At 46.8% G+C, this 19,641-nt stretch carries 16 protein-coding genes; 9 read left to right on the top strand and 7 right to left on the bottom strand.

Annotated elements, in window-relative coordinates; translation table 11 throughout:
* Window positions 1-26: 26 nt before the first annotated feature.
* Window positions 27-1,574, bottom strand: coding sequence for a DUF3360 family protein (locus UF06_RS02180; RefSeq protein ID WP_045568979.1), 1,548 nt, complete (start codon window positions 1,572-1,574; stop codon window positions 27-29).
* 457 nt (window positions 1,575-2,031) lie between these two features.
* Between UF06_RS02180 and UF06_RS02175 the strand changes: the two genes are divergently transcribed.
* From UF06_RS02175 to UF06_RS02155, 5 genes are all read left to right on the top strand, one after another.
* The gene (locus UF06_RS02175; RefSeq protein ID WP_045568978.1) at window positions 2,032-3,510 is read left to right on the top strand and encodes a hypothetical protein; all 1,479 of its coding nucleotides are present in this window, start codon (window positions 2,032-2,034) and stop codon (window positions 3,508-3,510) included.
* Between the two features lie 252 nt (window positions 3,511-3,762).
* On the top strand, window positions 3,763-4,533 hold the full coding sequence (locus UF06_RS02170; RefSeq protein WP_045568977.1) for an ABC transporter ATP-binding protein: 771 nt from the start codon (window positions 3,763-3,765) through the stop codon (window positions 4,531-4,533).
* 207 nt (window positions 4,534-4,740) lie between these two features.
* Window positions 4,741-5,511 (top strand): ABC transporter substrate-binding protein, encoded by a 771-nt coding sequence (locus UF06_RS02165; RefSeq protein WP_319023908.1) that lies wholly within the window; start codon window positions 4,741-4,743, stop codon window positions 5,509-5,511.
* Between the two features lie 93 nt (window positions 5,512-5,604).
* The gene (locus tag UF06_RS02160; protein WP_039464556.1) at window positions 5,605-6,345 is read left to right on the top strand and encodes an ABC transporter permease; all 741 of its coding nucleotides are present in this window, start codon (window positions 5,605-5,607) and stop codon (window positions 6,343-6,345) included.
* A gap of 3 nt (window positions 6,346-6,348) precedes the next feature.
* Window positions 6,349-7,026, top strand: a complete 678-nt coding sequence (locus UF06_RS02155; protein WP_045568975.1) for an ABC transporter permease — start codon at window positions 6,349-6,351, stop codon at window positions 7,024-7,026.
* A gap of 234 nt (window positions 7,027-7,260) precedes the next feature.
* Here UF06_RS02155 and xthA read toward each other — a convergent pair whose 3' ends face one another.
* Window positions 7,261-8,067: an exodeoxyribonuclease III gene (gene xthA, locus UF06_RS02150; protein ID WP_045568974.1), complete on the bottom strand. Its 807-nt coding sequence runs from the start codon at window positions 8,065-8,067 to the stop codon at window positions 7,261-7,263.
* A gap of 210 nt (window positions 8,068-8,277) precedes the next feature.
* On the opposite strand from xthA, the gene UF06_RS02145 reads away from it, so the two are divergent.
* Complete coding sequence (locus UF06_RS02145) at window positions 8,278-10,395, top strand: methyl-accepting chemotaxis protein (RefSeq protein ID WP_045568973.1); 2,118 nt, start codon at window positions 8,278-8,280, stop codon at window positions 10,393-10,395.
* Window positions 10,396-10,439: 44 nt separating this feature from the next.
* Here UF06_RS02145 and rsmS read toward each other — a convergent pair whose 3' ends face one another.
* Genes rsmS through dinG form a run of 4 tightly spaced genes read right to left on the bottom strand, consistent with a single transcriptional unit; the run spans window position 10,440 to window position 14,067 of the window.
* Window positions 10,440-10,607 carry a pleiotropic regulatory protein RsmS gene (gene rsmS, locus UF06_RS02140; RefSeq protein WP_045568972.1) on the bottom strand — a complete coding sequence of 56 codons (168 nt, stop codon included), beginning with the start codon at window positions 10,605-10,607 and terminating at the stop codon, window positions 10,440-10,442.
* Window positions 10,604-11,155 (bottom strand): primosomal replication protein, encoded by a 552-nt coding sequence (locus UF06_RS02135; protein ID WP_045568971.1) that lies wholly within the window; start codon window positions 11,153-11,155, stop codon window positions 10,604-10,606. The genes rsmS and UF06_RS02135 overlap by 4 nt, the downstream gene beginning before the upstream one ends.
* Window positions 11,152-11,934 (bottom strand): TSUP family transporter, encoded by a 783-nt coding sequence (locus UF06_RS02130; RefSeq protein WP_045568970.1) that lies wholly within the window; start codon window positions 11,932-11,934, stop codon window positions 11,152-11,154. Before UF06_RS02130 ends, UF06_RS02135 begins: the two co-directional genes overlap by 4 nt.
* A gap of 60 nt (window positions 11,935-11,994) precedes the next feature.
* On the bottom strand, window positions 11,995-14,067 hold the full coding sequence (gene dinG, locus UF06_RS02125; RefSeq protein WP_045568969.1) for an ATP-dependent DNA helicase DinG: 2,073 nt from the start codon (window positions 14,065-14,067) through the stop codon (window positions 11,995-11,997).
* A gap of 507 nt (window positions 14,068-14,574) precedes the next feature.
* On the opposite strand from dinG, the gene UF06_RS02120 reads away from it, so the two are divergent.
* Both UF06_RS02120 and UF06_RS02115 read left to right on the top strand, forming a co-directional pair.
* Window positions 14,575-15,588, top strand: coding sequence for a porin (locus UF06_RS02120; protein ID WP_045568968.1), 1,014 nt, complete (start codon window positions 14,575-14,577; stop codon window positions 15,586-15,588).
* 83 nt (window positions 15,589-15,671) lie between these two features.
* A complete protein-coding gene (locus UF06_RS02115) occupies window positions 15,672-16,316 on the top strand; it encodes a DUF2057 family protein (RefSeq protein ID WP_226972336.1) in 645 nt (214 codons plus the stop codon).
* 4 nt (window positions 16,317-16,320) lie between these two features.
* Here UF06_RS02115 and UF06_RS02110 read toward each other — a convergent pair whose 3' ends face one another.
* A complete protein-coding gene (locus UF06_RS02110; protein WP_045568966.1) occupies window positions 16,321-17,010 on the bottom strand; it encodes a pseudouridine synthase in 690 nt (229 codons plus the stop codon).
* A gap of 311 nt (window positions 17,011-17,321) precedes the next feature.
* Between UF06_RS02110 and UF06_RS02105 the strand changes: the two genes are divergently transcribed.
* The gene (locus tag UF06_RS02105; RefSeq protein ID WP_045568965.1) at window positions 17,322-19,547 is read left to right on the top strand and encodes an NADP-dependent isocitrate dehydrogenase; all 2,226 of its coding nucleotides are present in this window, start codon (window positions 17,322-17,324) and stop codon (window positions 19,545-19,547) included.
* Window positions 19,548-19,641: the final 94 nt, after the last annotated feature.

Genomic DNA, 19,641 nt, shown 5'->3' with positions numbered 1-19,641 from the left:
AGCACCACCCACACTTTATTTTAATCTTACAGCCAAGCTTTGATGCCATACTGGCTTTCTAGCATACCCACTGCAAGCATAGCAACCAGACAGATAATCAGTACGCCTCCAGGGATCACGACTTTGTCAACAAAAGAGAGTTTAGACGCACGCTTTTTGTCACCAATCAGGCCATTGTTGTCCAGAAGCATAGTCAACGCCCAAGCCAGCACAGGGTTAACCACCGCAGAACCGAAGATACAGATACCCGCAGCTTGTGAATCTTTGGTGTCTCTCACCATCTGCATACCTGCTTCAAGCAGCGGTAGGAACACACCCACGAGAAGTGCGCAGCGCATCACAGGTGGCCATACTGCAACGTCCATTGGGAATCCAAGAACGGCGATAGTCATAACCAAAGTACCCAGGATGATCGCGCCGGCAGGGATTGGACGTTTTGCAATCGCTGCTGGAATCATGTACGTCCCCCAAGACGAAGTGATGTTGCCGCCGCCCAGTGCAGTACCAACCATCTGGCGGATAGAACACATGGTCATGGTGTCGTCCACATCCATCAGTACTTTTTCTGTCTTCTTAGGATAGTTCAATTCTTGGAAAATACGGTGGCCAAGGAAATCTGGAGACCACATCGCTACCGCTAGAATCGCAAATGGCAGAGAAGCAATAAAGTGCTGCAGATTTGGCAAGCCAAGTTGCCAGCCAGTCTCAGTGCTACCCCACCAGTAAATTGGGTTTAGGTTAGGTAGGCCCATCTGGGTTTCAAACTTCAGATCAAAACCCGCGCCTAGCGCAAGTGCAATCACCAAGCCAGTCAACGCGCAGACAGGAATGGCTAACCAACGTAGGTTGAGTTTAGCGAGCAGCGCGTAGATAACGATGTTAATGCCAAGTACTACCAAGCCAATGTAACCTAGGCTACCCGCCGCAATGTCTGCGGATTGCAAGCCGACGGCCCATTCTTGGATTGATGTGATTTGGCTCATGGTTCCGGTGAAACCGAGGAAGATCAACAAACCGCCAGCGGTGCCTTCCGAAGTGAGATTGACCAGCTTAGAACCGCCTTTGAAGTAGCTCAGAAGCAGACCAAAAACGCCGAGTAACAATGCCAATGCAAGAGGGTGCGCACCGGCAAGAGCAATCGCGCCGATAAGAGGAATCATTGGGCCGTGGTTACCGGCTAGGTTGGCTCGCGGATTGACAAAGCCAGAAGCGATCACACAGAAGAACAGGGCAGGGAACAACATTTCTACACGAGCAACTTCGATAGCGAATTCTTTACCTAAGTTGATGTGATCCCAAGCTTGAGTTAGGCCATCAGCCCAAGACATCATCACCGCTGAGTACATCGCGATGATGCCGATAGTGCCTGCGAGTGCTGGAACAAGGTCTTCAAGTTCAAAACGGAAGTCACGACCAGGAAGGTTTAGACCGAAGCGACGTGGCTTCATGATCTGCAGTTCGTGGTCTAGATAGTCTGAGCGGCTGGCAAATTCAGACGCGGGACGATGAAGCTCTTGATAGCTCTTTGTCTCGATATCTGAATCAGAGTGCACTTTATTCACTGCGTCTGACATAGATTCCTCATATATTTAAAAAGTTAGTAATTCTTTCTCAATTCCACACGCCGGCTTTTTTGCAGGCCGTTTATGCTAGCTATTATTCACTTAATTGTTGCACGAGTACTACGTGCCTAAGCATAGCTAAGTTTTTAATCAATGATGGCTTGAAAGCAGCCTCATCTTTGCCGCGAGTCTAACAAGTTAACCCTTTAGGATGATTGATTTAGATCACTGAAAGAATTGATGTGAAAGAAAACTACGGAAAGTATCTCAGTTGCGAAAAAACCATGCTTTTTATATGTAATTTGCTTTCATAAGTTACGTTTTTTAGAAAATTTGAAACAAATATGCATCAAGGTGAGCTTGTTTGTTCACAAATCAGACATTGAAGTGCAAGAAGTTGGCGCTAATTTTGCTATTGTTCGTTGAGTGACGTTTAATTGGCGAAACTTTGCCGTATCAGGAAGAGAATATGAAGAATCTAAAACTATTGCCGCTTGTAGCGATGATCTCTGGCGTATTGGTTGGCTGCGGCGGTGGAGGCGGTGGAGGCGGTGGCGGTGGTACACCAGTCGCTACGTATACTTGGCAAGTTGTTGATGTTTACAAAGAAGAACGTTCAAAAGTCTTAACTGGATGTGCAATATTTGCCAATATGAGCGACGGTAGTGGAGATGTCATTGCGTCGCGCGTCGCAAATAGGGACTATCGTATTCTTTTTCACAACTCAGATGGTTCGGTTGTGATAGACAAGACTATTGAAGGGGCAGACCTTCCCTCATCAGGAATTATTACGTTTAAAGAAAGCGATGTTCCTGACGGAGGTTATGTTGCGTTAGAAGAGCTCGATGGACGATCGATAGGACAACGGGATAGCTATATGTTTGGTGTCCACAAGAGCCTACTCCAAAATATGACGTTAGCGATTAGTTCGCCTCAAACAAATAATAGCTGTTACAAAGGTGAGCAAGAGCCGAAAGATTCAACGAAGAATGACGCAGTTATCGCTGTTACAGCAAACGGAAATCCAGCTTTCTTTATGACAAGCTCGTCAGAGTCTAATACTAAAGGTGGTACTCAGCCTGTAGGTCTTTCTGTTCATTCAGGAATTCCATCAGTAGAGAAGAAATTGGTTACTGCGTTTTCACAGTACTCAAACAGTGAAGCCAATAATCTAACGCAATATGCGATTGTGCCTGTCAACGCGGTATATGACGTGACCAATCCCCCAACCAATCCACCTGTTTCCATTCTAAGTGACAACCACATAGTCTCAACTGGCTTTACAGCGACAGATCTGAATCTTAGCAACAGCGGTGTAGAAGTTGTTTTGAGCGGGGGTGTTTACCAATGGCAACCCCTTTTTGATTCTAGTATTACGTATTCTATAGCTAAATCTGAAGTGGACTTGTCTAGCTGGAGCTTTCGTCTCAACGGAACCACGCCTGATATCAGTGGAAGTTGGATATATACGGCACAAAAAGTGGCTGATGGTAATGACGTCAATATTTCATATCCTAACGTTCACGATTTTTCTACGACGACGATCGGAGCATGTGGAAACAGTTATTGTGTCAATTCAGTAGGTTATTCCCCTTCTGACTTCCAAGTCCAGAGAACTGCTATTCGTTCAAAGACTGATGCTGATAGAGACTTTTTCCAAACAGTTTATTCAATACCATCGCGGTCTCAGGTGATCTTAAAGAGTCCTAGTGAGCAAATAGTGCCAAAAGCGACGGATAGAGTTGAAATCCAAGTTGTAGATTCTAATGCGTCTCTGCGCGATAAAGCTAAGTTTACGATGGCTTTAGGGATGAACCTGCAAAACTTAGGAACAGACACAACTTTCAAAGATTTCAACGGTGTTGTCATGTTACCTAGTGAGCAACTTAAATATAAGAAGCTGATGATGAGCCAAAACTACCAAGCCTTATCAAACAAAGTAAATTAAGTGCATTTGTTGCACTAGTTAACGAAAATCAAACACAAACTAGCCTCCATCTCGGAGGCTTTTTTTACTCTCTATGCAGGCTAAAAAGAATAATTTGCTAAATGGTGAATAAAAATACATTATTCATTTCTATTTATTCGAATTTTTCAGGTTAATAAATTGTTGCAGGTAAATTGATAGAATGCTAGCTTGTAACTCAATAAGAGGGCGGAATGCCCCGGCAGTGACAAAAAATACAGGGAGTAGAAGCGCATGCAAGATGTACCAGCGCTGGACATTAAACAACTGCACAAAACGTTTGGTCAGAACGAAGTGCTCAAGGGTATTTCACTTTCTGCGCATAAAGGGGATGTCATTTCTATCATCGGCTCTTCCGGTTCCGGTAAGAGTACTTTTCTAAGATGCATTAATTTGCTTGAAACGCCAACCGCAGGGGAGATTTGGGTTAACGGCGAATTGATCCAGATGAAAAACAACCGTGCAGGCGAATCTGTCCCAGCCAATGAGAAACAAGTGCAACGTATCCGTTCACGTTTAGCCATGGTTTTTCAAGGGTTCAATTTATGGTCACACATGACAGTGCTGGAAAATGTGATTGAAGCGCCTGTGCATGTGCTTGGTGTGCCAAAAGCGCAGGCGATAGAAAATGCAGAAATACTGCTGAAGAAAGTCGGCCTGTATGAACGCAAAGATTACTACCCGGGGCATTTGTCTGGTGGTCAACAGCAGCGTGCCGCGATTGCTCGCGCTCTAGCGGTGGAACCAGAAGTGATGCTGTTTGATGAACCGACTTCCGCGCTCGACCCAGAACTGGTCGGCGAAGTATTAGGGGTAATGCGAGATTTGGCCGCGGAAGGGCGAACCATGCTCGTCGTGACGCACGAGATGGCGTTTGCTCGTGATGTGTCAAACCACGTGATGTTCCTTCATCAAGGGCTGGTGGAAGAACAGGGGAACCCAGCTAAACTGTTTACAAACCCAGATTCAGAACGGTTAAAACAGTTTATCTCGTCAATTTATTAAAGGTTTTGCTTGCTAATTGAAGCAAGAAAGATAGTGGTTGCTAGAACCTAGAACCTAGAACCTAGAACCTAGAACCTAGAACCTAGAACCTAGAACCTAGAACCTAGAACCTAGAACCTAGAACCTAGAACCTAGAACCTAGAACCTAGAACCTAGAACCTAAACACAACATCGCAACATAAAGAAAACAATCACAGGAGTATGGATATGAAAAAGTGGTTACTCGCAGCAACTTTGGCCGCGACAGCGGTATCGGGTATCGCACAAGCGAAGGATTGGAAAACCGTGCGTTTCGGTATTGAAGGGGCTTATCCTCCGTTTAGCTGGACAGAAGCCGATGGTTCTCTGAAGGGGTTTGACGTGGATATGGCAAATGCGCTGTGTAAAGAGATGCAGGTGGAGTGCAAAATTGTTCCGCAAGATTGGGATGGAATTATTCCTTCGCTGCTTGCTCGTAAATATGACGCGATTATTGCGGCGATGTCGATTACCGAAGAGCGTAAAAAGAAAGTCGATTTCACCGGCAAGTATGCGCAAATTCCCAACAAGTTTATTGCCAAAAAAGGTGCAGGTTTAGATTTCGCTAGCCTAGACGGGGTGAAAATTGGCGTGCAACGCGCAACCACTCACGACAAATACCTCACTGATAATTACGGCAGTAAAGTGGATATCGTCCGTTACGGTTCATTCGATGAGGCGTATCTGGATCTGGCCAATGGCCGTGTAGCGGCGGTACTGGGTGACGCGTCGGCACTTGAAGAAGGTGTGCTGAACAAACCGGGCGGTGACGCTTATGAGTTTGTCGGCCCGTCGCTGACAGATCCAAAATGGTTTGGTGAAGGTATGGGCATCGCTGTACGTAAACAAGACAAAGATCTCACTAAGAAACTAGACGCCGCTATCGTCTCTCTGCGTGAGAAAGGTGTTTATCAGCAAATTGCAGCCAAGTACTTCAAGTACGATGTTTATGGTAACTAATACCAGCCGATAACACTGCTCCCTGATTGCCGGTTCGTTCCTGGATGTACCCGGCAATCAGGACTCTGGATTCTAGGGATTAGGAACTCACCTATGCTGGATTTACAAGGATATGAAGCCTCAATTCTAAAAGGGGCGCTGCTCACTATTGAAGTGGCACTACTCTCCGTGCTCTTAGCGATGATACTTGGCATGCTAGGTGCCTTGGCGAAAATGGCCCCGTATCGCTGGGCAAGAGCAATCGCGACACTCTACACCACCATCATTCGCGGTATTCCCGATCTGGTTCTGATGATGTTGATCTTCTTCGGTGGACAGATCTTTCTCAATAATTCCCTTTACGCCATCAACGAATGGCTCAATGGCTGGTTTGCCTCCAGCGATCCGAACCACGAATGGGTCTCCTACGTCCCTGATTACTTAGATGTCAGCCCGTTTATTGCGGGTGTGCTAACCATTGGATTTATTTTTGGCGCCTACATGGCCGAGACATTTCGCGGTGCCATCATGGCGGTGGATAAAGGTGAGCTCGAAGCCGCCAAAGCCTACGGCATGAGCGCAACCTTGGCATTTCGCCGCATCTTGTTGCCACAAATGATCCGTCACGCACTGCCCGGTTTTGGCAATAACTGGCTGGTGTTGCTAAAAACCACCGCTCTGGTGTCGATTATCGGTTTGGAAGACATGGTGCGCATGAGCTCTCTCGCCGCGGGATCAACAAAGATGCCGTTTACTTTCTACATGGCGGTGGCGATTATTTTCTTGTTCTTTACCAGTGTTTCAACCGGATTGTTGAAAATTGTCGAACGTAAATTCAGCATTCATGCGAGGTAGAATATGGATTTCTCTTTAATCGTAGACAGTTTTCCCGTTTATCTTGAGGGGCTGTGGAACACCGTGTGGCTGGTTTCTCTCTCGCTGGTGATTGGCTTGAGCTTGGCTATCCCACTTGCGGTGGCAAGAAACAGCCATAACCCATTGTTGCGCTTGCCAACTTGGGGTTATATCTACTTTTTCCGCGGTACGCCGCTCTTGGTGCAGCTTTACTTGATCTACTACGGAATGGATCAGTTTTTCCCAGTCAAAGGGACGTTGTGGGAATACGCTTGGTTCTGTGCACTGGTCGCCTTTGTGCTCAACACCTCGGCTTATACCGCCGAGATCATTCGCGGTGCGATCAACGGCTTGCCGAAAGGCGAAGTCGAAGCGGCAAAGGCGTATGGCATGAGCACATGGAAAACCTATCGTCGAGTGATTCTACCGAGTGCTTTGCGACGCGCACTACCGGCTTACAGCAACGAAGTGATTTTCATGCTGCATGGCAGTGCCGTGGCGGGGATTGTCACCATCATGGATTTGACTGGCGCGGCGCGTCTGGTCAACTCGCGCTATTACGCACCGTTTGAGTCGTTTTTGACCGCAGGCTTTTTCTACATGATGCTGACGTTTTGTATTTTGTGGTGTTTTAAAAATGCCGAAAAACGCTTTTTGGCCTATTTACGGCCATTGAGTTAAGAGTTTGAAAACGGCGCTTGTAAGTGCCGTTTATTTATTCTGGTTACACTGGCCCTAAACATCGGGCCTTGGTCAGAGACTATTTGGTTACCTCAAATACGTGATACTGCACCAACGAGTTTGCCAACCGATGATCAATGTTGATGGCACGACAGCTTGGCCACGCTAGTGCTCAATAGAAAGAGAAGCAAGAGGGAGCCGTTGGGCTCCCTCGTTGTTATTCATCACTTGGAATCAGTTAAACACCGCCCAAATTGGCGCATGATCTGACGGTTTATCGATACCGCGCAGCTCATAGTCGACATCCGATTCCACACAACTGCTGGCGAGGGAAGGCGTTGCTAAGATCACGTCGATACGCAGACCGCGATTATCATCAAATCCGCGTGAGCGATAGTCGAACCAAGAGAACTTGTCGTTGACAGCTGGGTGAAGTCGACGGAATGTGTCTTCCAATCCCCAATCGAGCAAGGTTTTTAGCCATTCGCGCTCTTCTGGTTGGAAAGAGCACTTGCCTGTTTTTAGCCAGCGCTTGCGGTTAACTTCACCGATGCCGATGTCAGCGTCAATCGGACTGATGTTGATATCCCCCATAACGATCAGTTTTTCGTCGGTATTGTGGTGGGCGTTTAAGTAGCCCATGAGATCTTGATAAAACTGGCGTTTGTAAGGAAATTTAGTCTCGTGTTCAACGTTGTCCCCTTGCGGAAAGTAACCGTTGAGAATGGTGACTTTTTCGCCATTTTCATGCAAAAAAGTGCCGATAATCATACGCTTTTGGTGATCATCATTGTCCGTTGGAAAGCCTTTTTGCACCGACAGCGGTTCTTGTTTACACAGCAGAGCCACACCGTAGTGCGCTTTCTGTCCATGAAAATAGACTTTGTAGCCCATGGCCTCAATATCGGCGACCGGGAAGGCTTCGTCGTGTACCTTAATCTCTTGCAGACCGATGACATCGGGCTGGTGTTTATCGATAAGGGCTTGCAGTTGATGGAGGCGGGCACGCAAGCCATTGATATTAAAGCTGACTACTTTCATTGTTGTTCCTGATTCGCTTGTTTTATCTGATGTTACCACTGATACTTTCGACATCAAGTCATGTGTCGGTTTGAACGCCACTTTTCTCTGTCGCTCCCTTACGGGACACAATTGTGTAACAAATGTAATTGATATTGAGGTCGGTTATGCTTTAATGAAACCGAAATAAACCATTTCCTTCCCTCCATTGTTTGCGAATAAGGATGTAGTATGCGAACTCTTTCTGTGCAGTGGAAAATTACCCTGCTGTCCGGTGTCTGCTTGTTGCTCACCTCTCTCTCTTTAATCGGCCTTTCGGTCTATAACGCGATTACCAATCAGCAAGTGCTCAAAGCGCAAAGCAGTTTATCGGTGAGTGAAAAATCGGAGCAATTGGTTCAAACCCGTGCACTACTCAATGCCACCGAGGTGTCGGAATACCTCACGGAATCTCTATACCGCGCTGAGATGCTGGCGGCGAACGCCCTCTTTTATAAGACCAACACCGAAGAAAATTTTGGAGAAAGTGAAGCGCTGCGTACCGCGTTAGATGAAATGGTGCGTAAATCAGTCATCAATTTTAAAACCATGCAAGGCGCGTATTTGGTTTTCAAACCTAACATGCTTGATGGTGAAGATGCGAACTACGTCAATGCTGAGTACGTCGGTTCCAATGAAAAAGGGCAGTTTGCTCCTTATTGGAAGCTTGCCGCGAATGGTGAGAATGTGTTGGCCAATGTTCTGTCAGAGAAGGTGCTCAGCGCCGATGAAAACAGTGAGCGCTTTTTGTGTCCACTCAATTCTGATGCACCATGTATCACCTCGCCAAGAATGGAAAGCTCACAAGAAGGGAACTTCCTTACCACCTCCATTTCGGTGCCGATTCTTCTGGATGGAACATCGATTGGTTTTATGGGCATTGATGTTCGTTTAGATCCTCTGCAACAAATCGCCAATGACTCTGACGCCAGTCTGTTTGGTGGAGCAGGACGCGTGAGCATGGTAAGTTTGGATGGCACCTTGCTCGCCAGTGATGATGCCGACAAGCCAGTCGGACAGCCATTTTCCAGCCAATACGTTTCTGCCAATTTGCTCACAGATCTGCTTTATGGCGGCGAGGCACAAACAAATTGGAGCGAAGACAGCCAGTGGTTGATTGTGTTTGCGCCGTTGACGATTGCAAACCAAACGTGGGGCGTGATTTTTGAGATGCCACGATCGGCGGTATTGGCAGACGCCGTTACTTTGGATGAGATGATCAGCCAGAAAGTATCCGAAGGCATCAAGTTTGAACTGCTGGTGGGTTTATCACTGGTCATCTTAGGTTTATTGACGGTTGCATTCGCCGCTTCACGTCTCGTGCAACCGATCAAGTCGGTGGCGATGAGATTGGAAGATATCGCCTCGGGTGAGGGAGATCTCACTCAGCGTCTCGAAGTGAAAAGCGGTGATGAGATAGGCCAACTGGCCGGCAGTTTTAATGCCTTTTTAGAAAAGCTACAGCGGACGATTCGTCACATAGTGCAAACCTCTGAACAGCTAGCCGAGCAGACGCAGGGCGCAATGCGGGCGGCGGTTGAAACACGTTCAAGCAGCGAGTCGCAATTTCGTGAAGTCGATTTAGTGGCGACAGCCGCAGAGCAAATGACGCAAACCGCAGGCTTGGTGGTGCACAATGCCGAAATCGCCGTAGACGCGGCCAATCGGGCCAGTGAATCAACCAGTAATGGTCAGCAGGTGATCGAACGCTCGGAGCAGGAGATGGGGAAACTGGTAGAGCGGATGATGCAGGCTGTGCCGGTTGTTGAGGAGCTGGCGCGCAACAATGGCAATATCACCGAAATTTTGACCGTGATTGAGGGCATCTCAGAGCAAACGAATCTACTGGCCTTGAATGCGGCGATTGAAGCGGCTAGGGCGGGAGACCAAGGGCGGGGCTTCGCTGTCGTTGCCGATGAGGTGCGCAATTTAGCCAGCCGAACGCACGACTCGGTGGGCGAGATCCGCCAAGTGATTGAGCAAGTACAAACGGGCACGACGGCGGTTGTTACGACCATTACCCAAGCCAATGAGCTGGCGCGTGAAACCTCAGTGCAAGTGAAAAATGCCGTGGTTGAACTGCAAAGCGTGTTTGAGTCGATTGCCGCGATCAACGATATGAATAGCCAAATCGTTAAAGCGGCTGAAGAGCAGCAACAAGTCTCGGCAGAAGTGAATCAAAACGTGGCCAATATCCGCGATCTCAGCGGACAAATTTTATCTCAGGCGGGGGAATCCGAGGCCGCAGGGGCATTGATGGAAGATCTTTCCCGTCAGCAGCAAAAGTTGATGTCGCAGTTTAAAGTTTAACGATCAAGCGAGGTGGAGCTTACTCTCCCTCGCGTTTATCGCTGCTAAGCCTGCTGGGTTTGCAGCTTACGCTCGATATCCTGTTGAACGATTTTCAGTGCCGCTAGAGCGATTTCCGGAGCAATTTCGTTACTTTCTAATAAGTAGATCAGGTCAACCGCCAGTTTGATCTCTTCAGGTGCCTGTTCAAGGGGGAGATTAGTATTGCTCATTGGTTGTCTTTCTCTTGGTCAGTTATCTGATTTTCAATCTTCAATATTGCGGCTTGGCAACGTGATAGACGCTGCTCCGCCACCAGTAACGCTTGCTGCGCTTGCGCTCTGCCTGGAGCTGAGGCCATAGCCAGCGCACGTTGCTTTTCCGTCACTAACTCTCGCAATCTCCGTCTCCATTCTTGATGCTGAGCTAACTCTTGGTAAAGGAGGTTGATGGGCTTACGAGAATAGCTCATCGGTGCTATTTCATCTTTGCGAGTGACAGTATCAGCAAGAAGTTCACGTGATATCGCGGCAAGTTGGGTCAGTAGTCGTTCTGAGAGAAACTGTGCCCGCTGGGAGGTTAGCATCTGTTCATTTTGCTCGCGAATCAGAGTCTCTAGCGTCGCTTCGGCTTCTTCGACACAATGTGTGAGCAAGTGTGCACGGCAGCTAAACAGCCGTTCATCAAACAGTGGGGCGTGATGTTCGCCACGCAGACGATCAAGCTCGATAGCCTGCACGGCCATCTGTTCAAGTTTTCCTGCCACTTCCTTTAACGTCATAAGCTAACAAACCACGCGTCATAGGCGAGTTTAATTGCCAAAATGCTGACCACAGTGACAAACACCGGACGAATAAATTTTGCGCCAAAGTGAATAGCCGAGTGGGCACCAACAAACGCACCGGCCATGAGACAAACGCCCATAATCAGGCCCAACCCCCAATTAATATGACCCAGCATGGCGAAAGTCACCAAAGAGGTCAAATTGCTGGTGAAGTTCATTGCTTTGGCAAGCCCAGAGGCCAACAGAATATTGAGTCTGTAAAGCGCCATGGAGCTGACTGTCCAAAAAGCGCCTGTTCCAGGCCCCGCCACGCCATCATAAAAACCAAGTACGAATCCTTGCCCATACTGCTTCTTATTGAGCATAGGGCAGGGGGCAGGGGTTGCGCTGTTGCGGTTGGCATCAGGCGTTTTGTGCCAAATGGTATACAAGGCGGCAGCAAGAATGATCAGCGGTAGAATTTTTTCTAGCCAATCAGTACTGATGGCATCAACGACGAGGGTACCTAAAGTTGCACCCAATAGAGTCGCTATAAAGGCTCTTAGCCAACATCGCGGCTTAAAGAGACGTTTTCGATAATAAGTAAAAGCGGCCGTCGAAGAGGCGAAGGTTGCCGCCAGCTTATTGGTGCCCAGCGCTATGTGCGGCGGGAGCCCAAGAGAAAGCAGCGCCGGGACAGTAAGCATGCCGCCCCCGCCAGCCACCGCGTCAATAAATCCTGCGACAAAGGCCACCAAGGCCAGCACCGCAAGCACGGTGGGATCCAAAAATTCCATAGGGTCTTTTACTCATCTTTTTTATTTTGTTTGTCATGCAGCAAGTATGGTTACTGATCTTTATTCAATAACTCGTTTAAAAGGTGGTAGAGAATCAAGCAACGCTTTGCCATAACGCTTAGAGACGATCCGTCTATCAAGGATGGTGACTGTACCAGAATCCCGCTCTTTGCGCAGCAATCGGCCAACCGATTGAATTAACTTCTTACTCGCCTCCGGAACCGTGATCTGCATAAATGGGTTGCCGCCACGAGATTCTATGTATTCTGAATGCGCTTGTTCAACGGGTGACGTTGGCACGGCAAACGGTATCTTGGTAATCACTAGATTCGAAAGCAGCTCTCCCGGCAGATCAAGCCCTTCCGAAAAGCTGCCCGTGCCAAAAAGAATGCTGGTTTTACCTGACTCAACCAACTTTTTATGTTTTTTTAGAATCTCATTGCGTGAGCTGGAGCCTTGAACTTGCAGTGCCCAACCCTGTTTTACAAACAAGGATTCGAGATTTTCAGCCACTTGATTCATCTGCTTATAAGAAGAGAATAAAACCAGATTCGCCTGTTTGTCTTTTAAATACTTAGGCAAAATTTCGCTAAGATATTCCGTAAACTGCGGGGCTTGTGGTTCATAGCGAGTCGCTGGAACAATCAGTTCAGCTTGGTTTTGGTAATCAAATGGAGAAGCCAGTGCCAGAAATTGGGTGCCGGAGTCTGGGCTTTGATCGATGCCTGCTTGAAAACAGAAGTATTGGAATGAGTTCAGCGCTCGCATAGTGGCAGAAACCAATACCGCACCGACGCAGCGACTCCAAAGCTGCTTCTCAAGCTGCCAGCCCACTTCCAATGGGGAAACACTAACAATGAAATCGCCTTCACGATCTGGGTGGACTTCCAACCATCGCGCAAGTGGTGCACCTTTCTCACGTGTTGGCTCGGCCATGAGCTTCCAAACTTGGGCGAGATTCTCTGTCCGTTGAATATAAAAGCCGAGCTCTGCCAAGGCAGGTTCGGCCAGTTTTGCCGAAAGTTCGCCATCTTTAACTCGCTCAGCGATAAGATCGGCGATTTTGGCAACGGATTGATTGGCTTTTTGACTAAAGGTTTTAAGTTCTTTCGACTGCTCTTCCAACCAACTTGGTAAGATGCCGTGTTCAAAACGATAGATACCATCAATAAAATGGCTCGCATCAAACTGTTTGACCAGTTGGCTTAAACTCGGAATCAGGATCTGTATTGCTTGCTGAAGCTCGTTGTGAAATCGACCGACTCTTTTTTCATCCGCCAAAGAGGTCAGTTTTGTCACCGACTGGTTAAGGCGCTCTAACCATGTCGCGGCCCCCTTCAAGCTTGCGGCGGCAGAGGCATGGTCTCGTGCAACATGGGGCAAATGGTGTGCTTCGTCGAACACATAAATCGTGTTTTCAGGTTCAGGTAAAATCACTCCGCCACCGAGATCGGCATCGGCCATTACAAGGCTATGGTTGGCAATAATGACGTCGTTTTTTTCCAGCTCAGAACGGGCTTTTTGAAACGGGCACTGGCGATGGGCCGATAAACTATTGTTACAGCTATGCTTATCGCTAACGATACTTTGCCAGAGCGAATCGTCTATTGGTTTGGGCCAACTGTCTCTGTCGCCATCCCATTTCCCCTCAGCCAAGCAGCGGAACATGATCTCAAGAAGTTCAATGTCCTTTTTCTTTGGTTTACTTTCAAACATCGCCAACTGACTTCCGTTCGATCCACTGGCCGCTGCAAGTTTCTCTGCGCAGCAGTAGCGTTGGCGGCCCTTCGCTAATATGAAGGAAAAGTTCTGATCCGAAATACGCCTAAAAAGTGGTAAGTCTTTATTGATGAGTTGTTCTTGTAAGGCAACGGTGGCGGTCGAAATGACCACCTTTCGGTTATTCATCACCGCAACGGGAATAGTGGCCATCAAATATGATAACGATTTACCAATCCCCGTTCCGGCTTCCGCCACGATGATACGATTAGACTTGTGATAGCTTCCACAAAGTGTTTTTGCAATTTCTGCAACGAGGTAGTTTTGTGCCCGTCGAGGGATGAAGTTTTCCAGTTGAAATTGCAGGTTTTGATAACTAGTGCGTATGGATTTTTGTATTTTACTGGTTAGCATACTGTGACCTGTGTTCAGACCAACGGATAGTAGCACACATCTCTAATAGAGTCGCACTTCACGAAATTCGCTGCTTTTGGAGCAAATGTCGATCTTCTTCACAAAAAAAAACTGAACCTTCATAAACTTATAATTAATTTGTCTAACAAAAAATATAAATCTCCATTTCTGGTGTTTTTGTCGAATGATAGCCTGACTTTATTGTTATAGATGTTAATATTTGGTTTTTTATTCCAAATTTATTGGCTATTTCAAACGTTGGTGATACAGGGTAAAGGCTTAGAACTGCCTCGAAAAACAATCACAAAAATATGTAAAATATTGATTTTTATTGTTATTCATTTTTGTTGATGATTTTTTGTAGTGGATTTGACAGGCAGAATAATCTTTTGCAATCTAGCTTATGAAATTTACAGATGCCGACCATGGGCTTGCTTAGGTCGGCATCAATTACAAAAGGGAATCGGGCAAGGATATCCCAAACTAAGAAAAGGCAGTGGATTAATTATGAAAAAGACTCTAGTAGCACTAGCTGTTCTAGTAGCAGCAGGTTCTGTAAATGCAGCTGAAGTATTCAAGTCTGACGAAGGTTCTGTAGATTTCTACGGTCAACTACGTCAAGAACTGAAAAAGAATGACGACAACGATGCGACACTGAAATCGGGTTCTTCTCGCGCTGGTGTTAAAGTGAACTACAAGGCGTCTGACGACCTTAGTGTTCTTGGCCTGATTGAGTTCAATATCAACGACACTGCTGCATTCACAACTCGTAAGCACACAGTCGGCCTAAGTGGTGATTTTGGTACAGTAACGGTTGGTAAAGACAGCATCCTGACTGATGATGTGTGGGGCGTTGAAAACTCATACTTCTACGGTGGTACCAGTGTTCTGCCAGAAGCGGATGGTTTCGGCGTAAACTGGCTACAACAAGCAATGGTTAAATACGTTCTTGAAGCTGAAGCTGGTTGGTTGAAAGCAGCGTACTCTTACGACAACGGTGATGCTAACCCAACTACATTTGAAGTCTTTGCAGGAACAACGTTTGATGCTATCTCTGTATACGGTGGTTTAGGCTTAATTACTGACAAAACTACTTCAACTACCGGCTATAGCACTACAATCGATCCTAAGACAGGTATGGGTACTGCTATCAAATCTACTAAAGACAGCGAAATCAAGCATGTAATGCTGACTGTTTCCTATGCTGCGGACAAGTTTGATGTTGGTGCAACTTACTGGCACGCAGAGAATGAAAACAAAAAAGCGAACTACACGCTGAAGACTGACTCTCTAGTTGTTGCTGGTTCATACATGGCCGCTGATAAGACCAAACTTTACGGTGGTTATGAGTTTGTTGGTGACTACCAAGCAGCAGATAAAGACTTCACCAACCTATACGCTGGTGTTGAGTACAAACTGTCTGGTTGGGCTCGTGTGTATGCAGAGCTCGCACTGCAAGATGATGACAACAAAGCAGATAAAGAAAACAACTACGGTATCGGCGCTCGCGTATACTGGTAAGATTGTTTAGTTAGTTTAGTGAAAGCCCAGTGTATACTGGGCTTTTTGTTTTGGAGGTTTGAATGTTTTATCGGTCATTCGCAATGCTAGTAGCATTAGTTTCGTTTAATTGTTTTAGTAGCGTGCAGCTCCGTGTTCCTGATAGTGTTGATTTGCTTTCTGTTAATATGAGCGAACCAACAACTGAAGGGGGGCTTTTTTCCAGTTTCAAAACTATACAGCTAGAAAATGGTATCAACCAAATTGTATTCCAGTATAAACCCTCCTACGACGTGAAAGACGAAGTACGCAAGGTGTATAGTGACGTTATCATTGCTTCGTTTAGTGCCGAAAATGAAACGTTAACATTGTCAGTGCCAAAGTTTAGGAGCTACAAGCTTGCAAAAGAGAGCATCTCTCCATTGCAATGGGAATTGCTAAATAGTCATGATCAGGTTGTTTCTGTGGCAGAAGATGTACTCCAGTCGGATGGGATTCAATTGGGTCGAGATTATTCCGAGGAGGCTAAGAACTACAACATCGCTGGGGGGATAGCCAGTGTTGCTGTTACGTATGTGACGGCAAACCAGCATCAGCAGTCAGTCGTTAACCCCAAGCTAGTGAATAAACAACAAGCGGTAACGCAGAATGGTACAGACAGTACAGTGCTGGATATTATGAAAGCCACGTATCAAAAAGCATCACCGAAAGATCAAGAAGCTTTCAAAAAGTGGCTATTAGCACAGTAGTCTCTTAACTCTTGGATAGTTCAGTCCACTCTCCAGGCTGTAATTCACCCAGTGTCATCTCACCGATTGAGTAACGAATTAGACGCAGTGTCGGAAAGCCAATATGTGCCGTCATGCGTCTGACTTGTCGGTTGCGTCCTTCGATGATGGTAATCGCCAGCCAAGTGGTAGGAATCGAGGCTCGAAAGCGCACAGGGGGATGTCTTTCCCACAACTGAGGCTCTTGCATAATCTCTACTTTGGCGGGTAAGGTCATCCCATCTTTAAGTTCAATGCCTTGGCGAAGAGGTTCGAGTTGTTCCTCTGTCGGAGCGCCTTCTACTTGTACCCAATAGGTTTTCGGCGATTTCGATTGCGGTTGAGTTAACTTGGCTTGTAAGATCCCATCGTTAGTGAGAACCATCAGCCCTTCACTGTCCCTGTCAAGTCGACCCGCGGCATACACCTCTTTAATCGGGATGTAGTCAGCGAGCGTTTTTCTTCCGTCTCCGTCGGTAAATTGACTCAGAGTGTCAAAAGGCTTGTTAAACAAAATCACTTTGCGTTCGGTAGTTTTTAGTGCGCCTTGAGTCTTTTTACCCGAACGACGCTGTTTCAATGAATCAACTGCCATGCCTTTCTTGGAGTGTTTAAATCGCGATTCTGCCCGTTCACCCTTAGAGTGAGATGAATGACGACTTGAACGGAATGACATGTTAACCACCTTGCAAAAATGTAAATGAACTGTGTGTATAAGTTCCAACTTATCCTGAAATCAGCTATGATTTGCGCGCCTTAGACTAGCAAAAGCGTCAGAATGATAGACTAATTCGCGCGATTTGTTTAATTATAAACGTGCACTCATGGATTTAGAGCGACAAACTCAAATGAGCATTTTCGAAAAGAACAATAGAGTGCCAAACGGCGATTTGTACTTGGGGAGATACTGATACTCAGTTTAGTGCAAAGCGCGTCAATTCCACACGCCATGGCTCACTGTGGCGTACCGAAATATAGGGAAATTTCATGCCTACAGAAAAACCTACAATCGTCTATACCATTACCGATGAAGCACCAGCACTAGCAACCTATTCTCTGTTGCCTATCATCCAGTCGTTTACCGCATCGTCGGGTATTAATGTTGAAACCCGAGACATCTCTTTGGCTGGACGCATCATTGCAAACTTCCCTGAGCATTTAAAAGCCGAGCAGCAAATCGGCGATGCACTGACAGAGCTAGGCGAACTGGCACAAACAGCAGAAGCAAACATCATCAAGCTGCCCAATATTTCTGCTTCGATTCCTCAACTGAAAGCTGCGATTAAAGAGTTGCAGGACAAGGGTTATGATCTGCCAAATTACCCTGAAGAGCCAAGCACATACGAAGAAGAAGCGATTAAAGCAACCTACGATAAAATCAAAGGTAGTGCTGTAAACCCAGTGCTTCGTGAGGGGAACTCCGATCGCCGTGCACCACTTTCGGTGAAGAACTACGCGAAAAAGAATCCACATTCAATGGGCGCATGGTCATCTGACTCAAAATCGCACGTTTCCAGCATGGACGAAAAAGATTTCTTCGGCACTGAAAAGTCGGTCACGGTGAATGGTGCAACCAAAGTAAAAATTGAGTTTGTTGGCCAAGATGGCAACAGCAAAGTGTTGAAAAAAGAGTTCGCACTGCAAGATAAAGAGATCATCGACAGTGCCGTACTGAGCAAAAATGCCCTAGTAACTTTTTTTGAAAGAGAGATCGCTGAGGCAAAAGCGCAAGATGTGCTCCTTTCGCTGCACATGAAAGCCACCATGATGAAGGTCTCCGACCCGGTTATTTTCGGCCATGCAGTGAAGGTGTACTACAAAGAGGTTTTCGATAAGTACGGAGAACTGTTTGCTCAGCTCGGTGTGGATGTGAACAACGGTTTAGGTGATGTTTACGCTAAGATCGCCTCTTTACCGAATGCGCAGAAAGAAGAGATTGAAGCTGCTATCGCAGCCGTTTACGAGAAACAACCTGCACTGGCTATGGTTGATTCGGATCGTGGCATTACCAACCTTCATGTACCAAGCGACGTCATTGTGGACGCTTCAATGCCAGCGATGCTGCGTGCTTCAGGGCAAATGTGGGGACCAGACGGCAAACAAAAAGATACTAAAGCGATGATCCCAGATCGTTGTTACGCTGGCGTATACCAAGCAGTCATTGATTTCTGTAAGCAGAATGGTGCGTTTGATCCTACGACAATGGGCAGTGTACCTAACGTCGGTTTGATGGCGCAGAAAGCGGAAGAATACGGCTCACACGACAAGACCTTTATTCTCGATGCAGCGGGTGTAGTACGTGTGGTTAACGAACAAGGTGTTGTGCTTCTTGAACAAGAGGTTGAGCAAGGCGATATCTTCCGTATGTGCCAAGTTAAAGACGCACCTATCCAAGATTGGGTGAAGTTAGCGGTCACACGTGCTCGCGCGACAGGCGTTCCAGCGGTCTTTTGGCTTGATCAAGCGCGTGCTCACGATGCAGAACTTATCAAGAAAGTGACTACCTACTTGGCAGAGCATGATACTCAAGGTTTGGAAATTAAGATCTTGTCGCCAGTAGAAGCTTGTCAGTTTTCGTTACTAAGAATGAAGGCGGGTCAAGATACCATCTCAGTCACGGGTAACGTGCTACGTGACTATCTAACGGACTTGTTCCCAATTCTAGAACTAGGTACTTCGGCGAAAATGCTCTCAATCGTCCCATTGATGAATGGTGGTGGCTTGTTTGAGACGGGCGCTGGCGGCTCAGCACCAAAACATGTGCAGCAAGTGCAAAAAGAGAACCACTTACGCTGGGATTCTTTGGGTGAGTTCCTCGCGCTGGCAGCATCGCTTGAGCATTTGAGTGTGGTCACTGGCAACAAAAAAGCACAAATTCTCGCCGATGCGTTAGACAAAGCGACGGGTGAGTTCCTTGATACCAACAAGTCGCCATCGCGCAAAGTGGGTGAACTTGATAACCGTGGCAGTCACTATTATCTTGCCGCTTATTGGGCGAAAGCACTCGCACAGCAAACGGCAGACGTTGAGTTAGCGACTGAATTCGCTCCGATTGCCAAGGTGTTAGCTGAGAAAGAAGAGCAAATAGTTTCTGAGTTAAATAGCGCGCAAGGTGTTCCAGGTGATTTAGGTGGTTACTATCTGTTTGATGAGAGTAAAACGTCGGCTCTAATGCGCCCTAGCCAAACGTTCAATAGTGTGATTGGTTGTTGAAGCATGACCTGTAGCCAATAAACTAAAAACCCGCTCAAATGAATGAGCGGGTTTTCTAATATTGGTCGAGCACTTAGAGAACCAGCAGTGCTGC

This window comes from Vibrio sp. S234-5, assembly GCF_000960595.1.
In the GTDB taxonomy this organism is placed as follows: Bacteria; Pseudomonadota; Gammaproteobacteria; order Enterobacterales; family Vibrionaceae; genus Vibrio.
The sequence above is the reverse complement of the archived record's forward strand: the minus strand, read 5'-3'. Positions and strand labels throughout refer to the sequence as shown.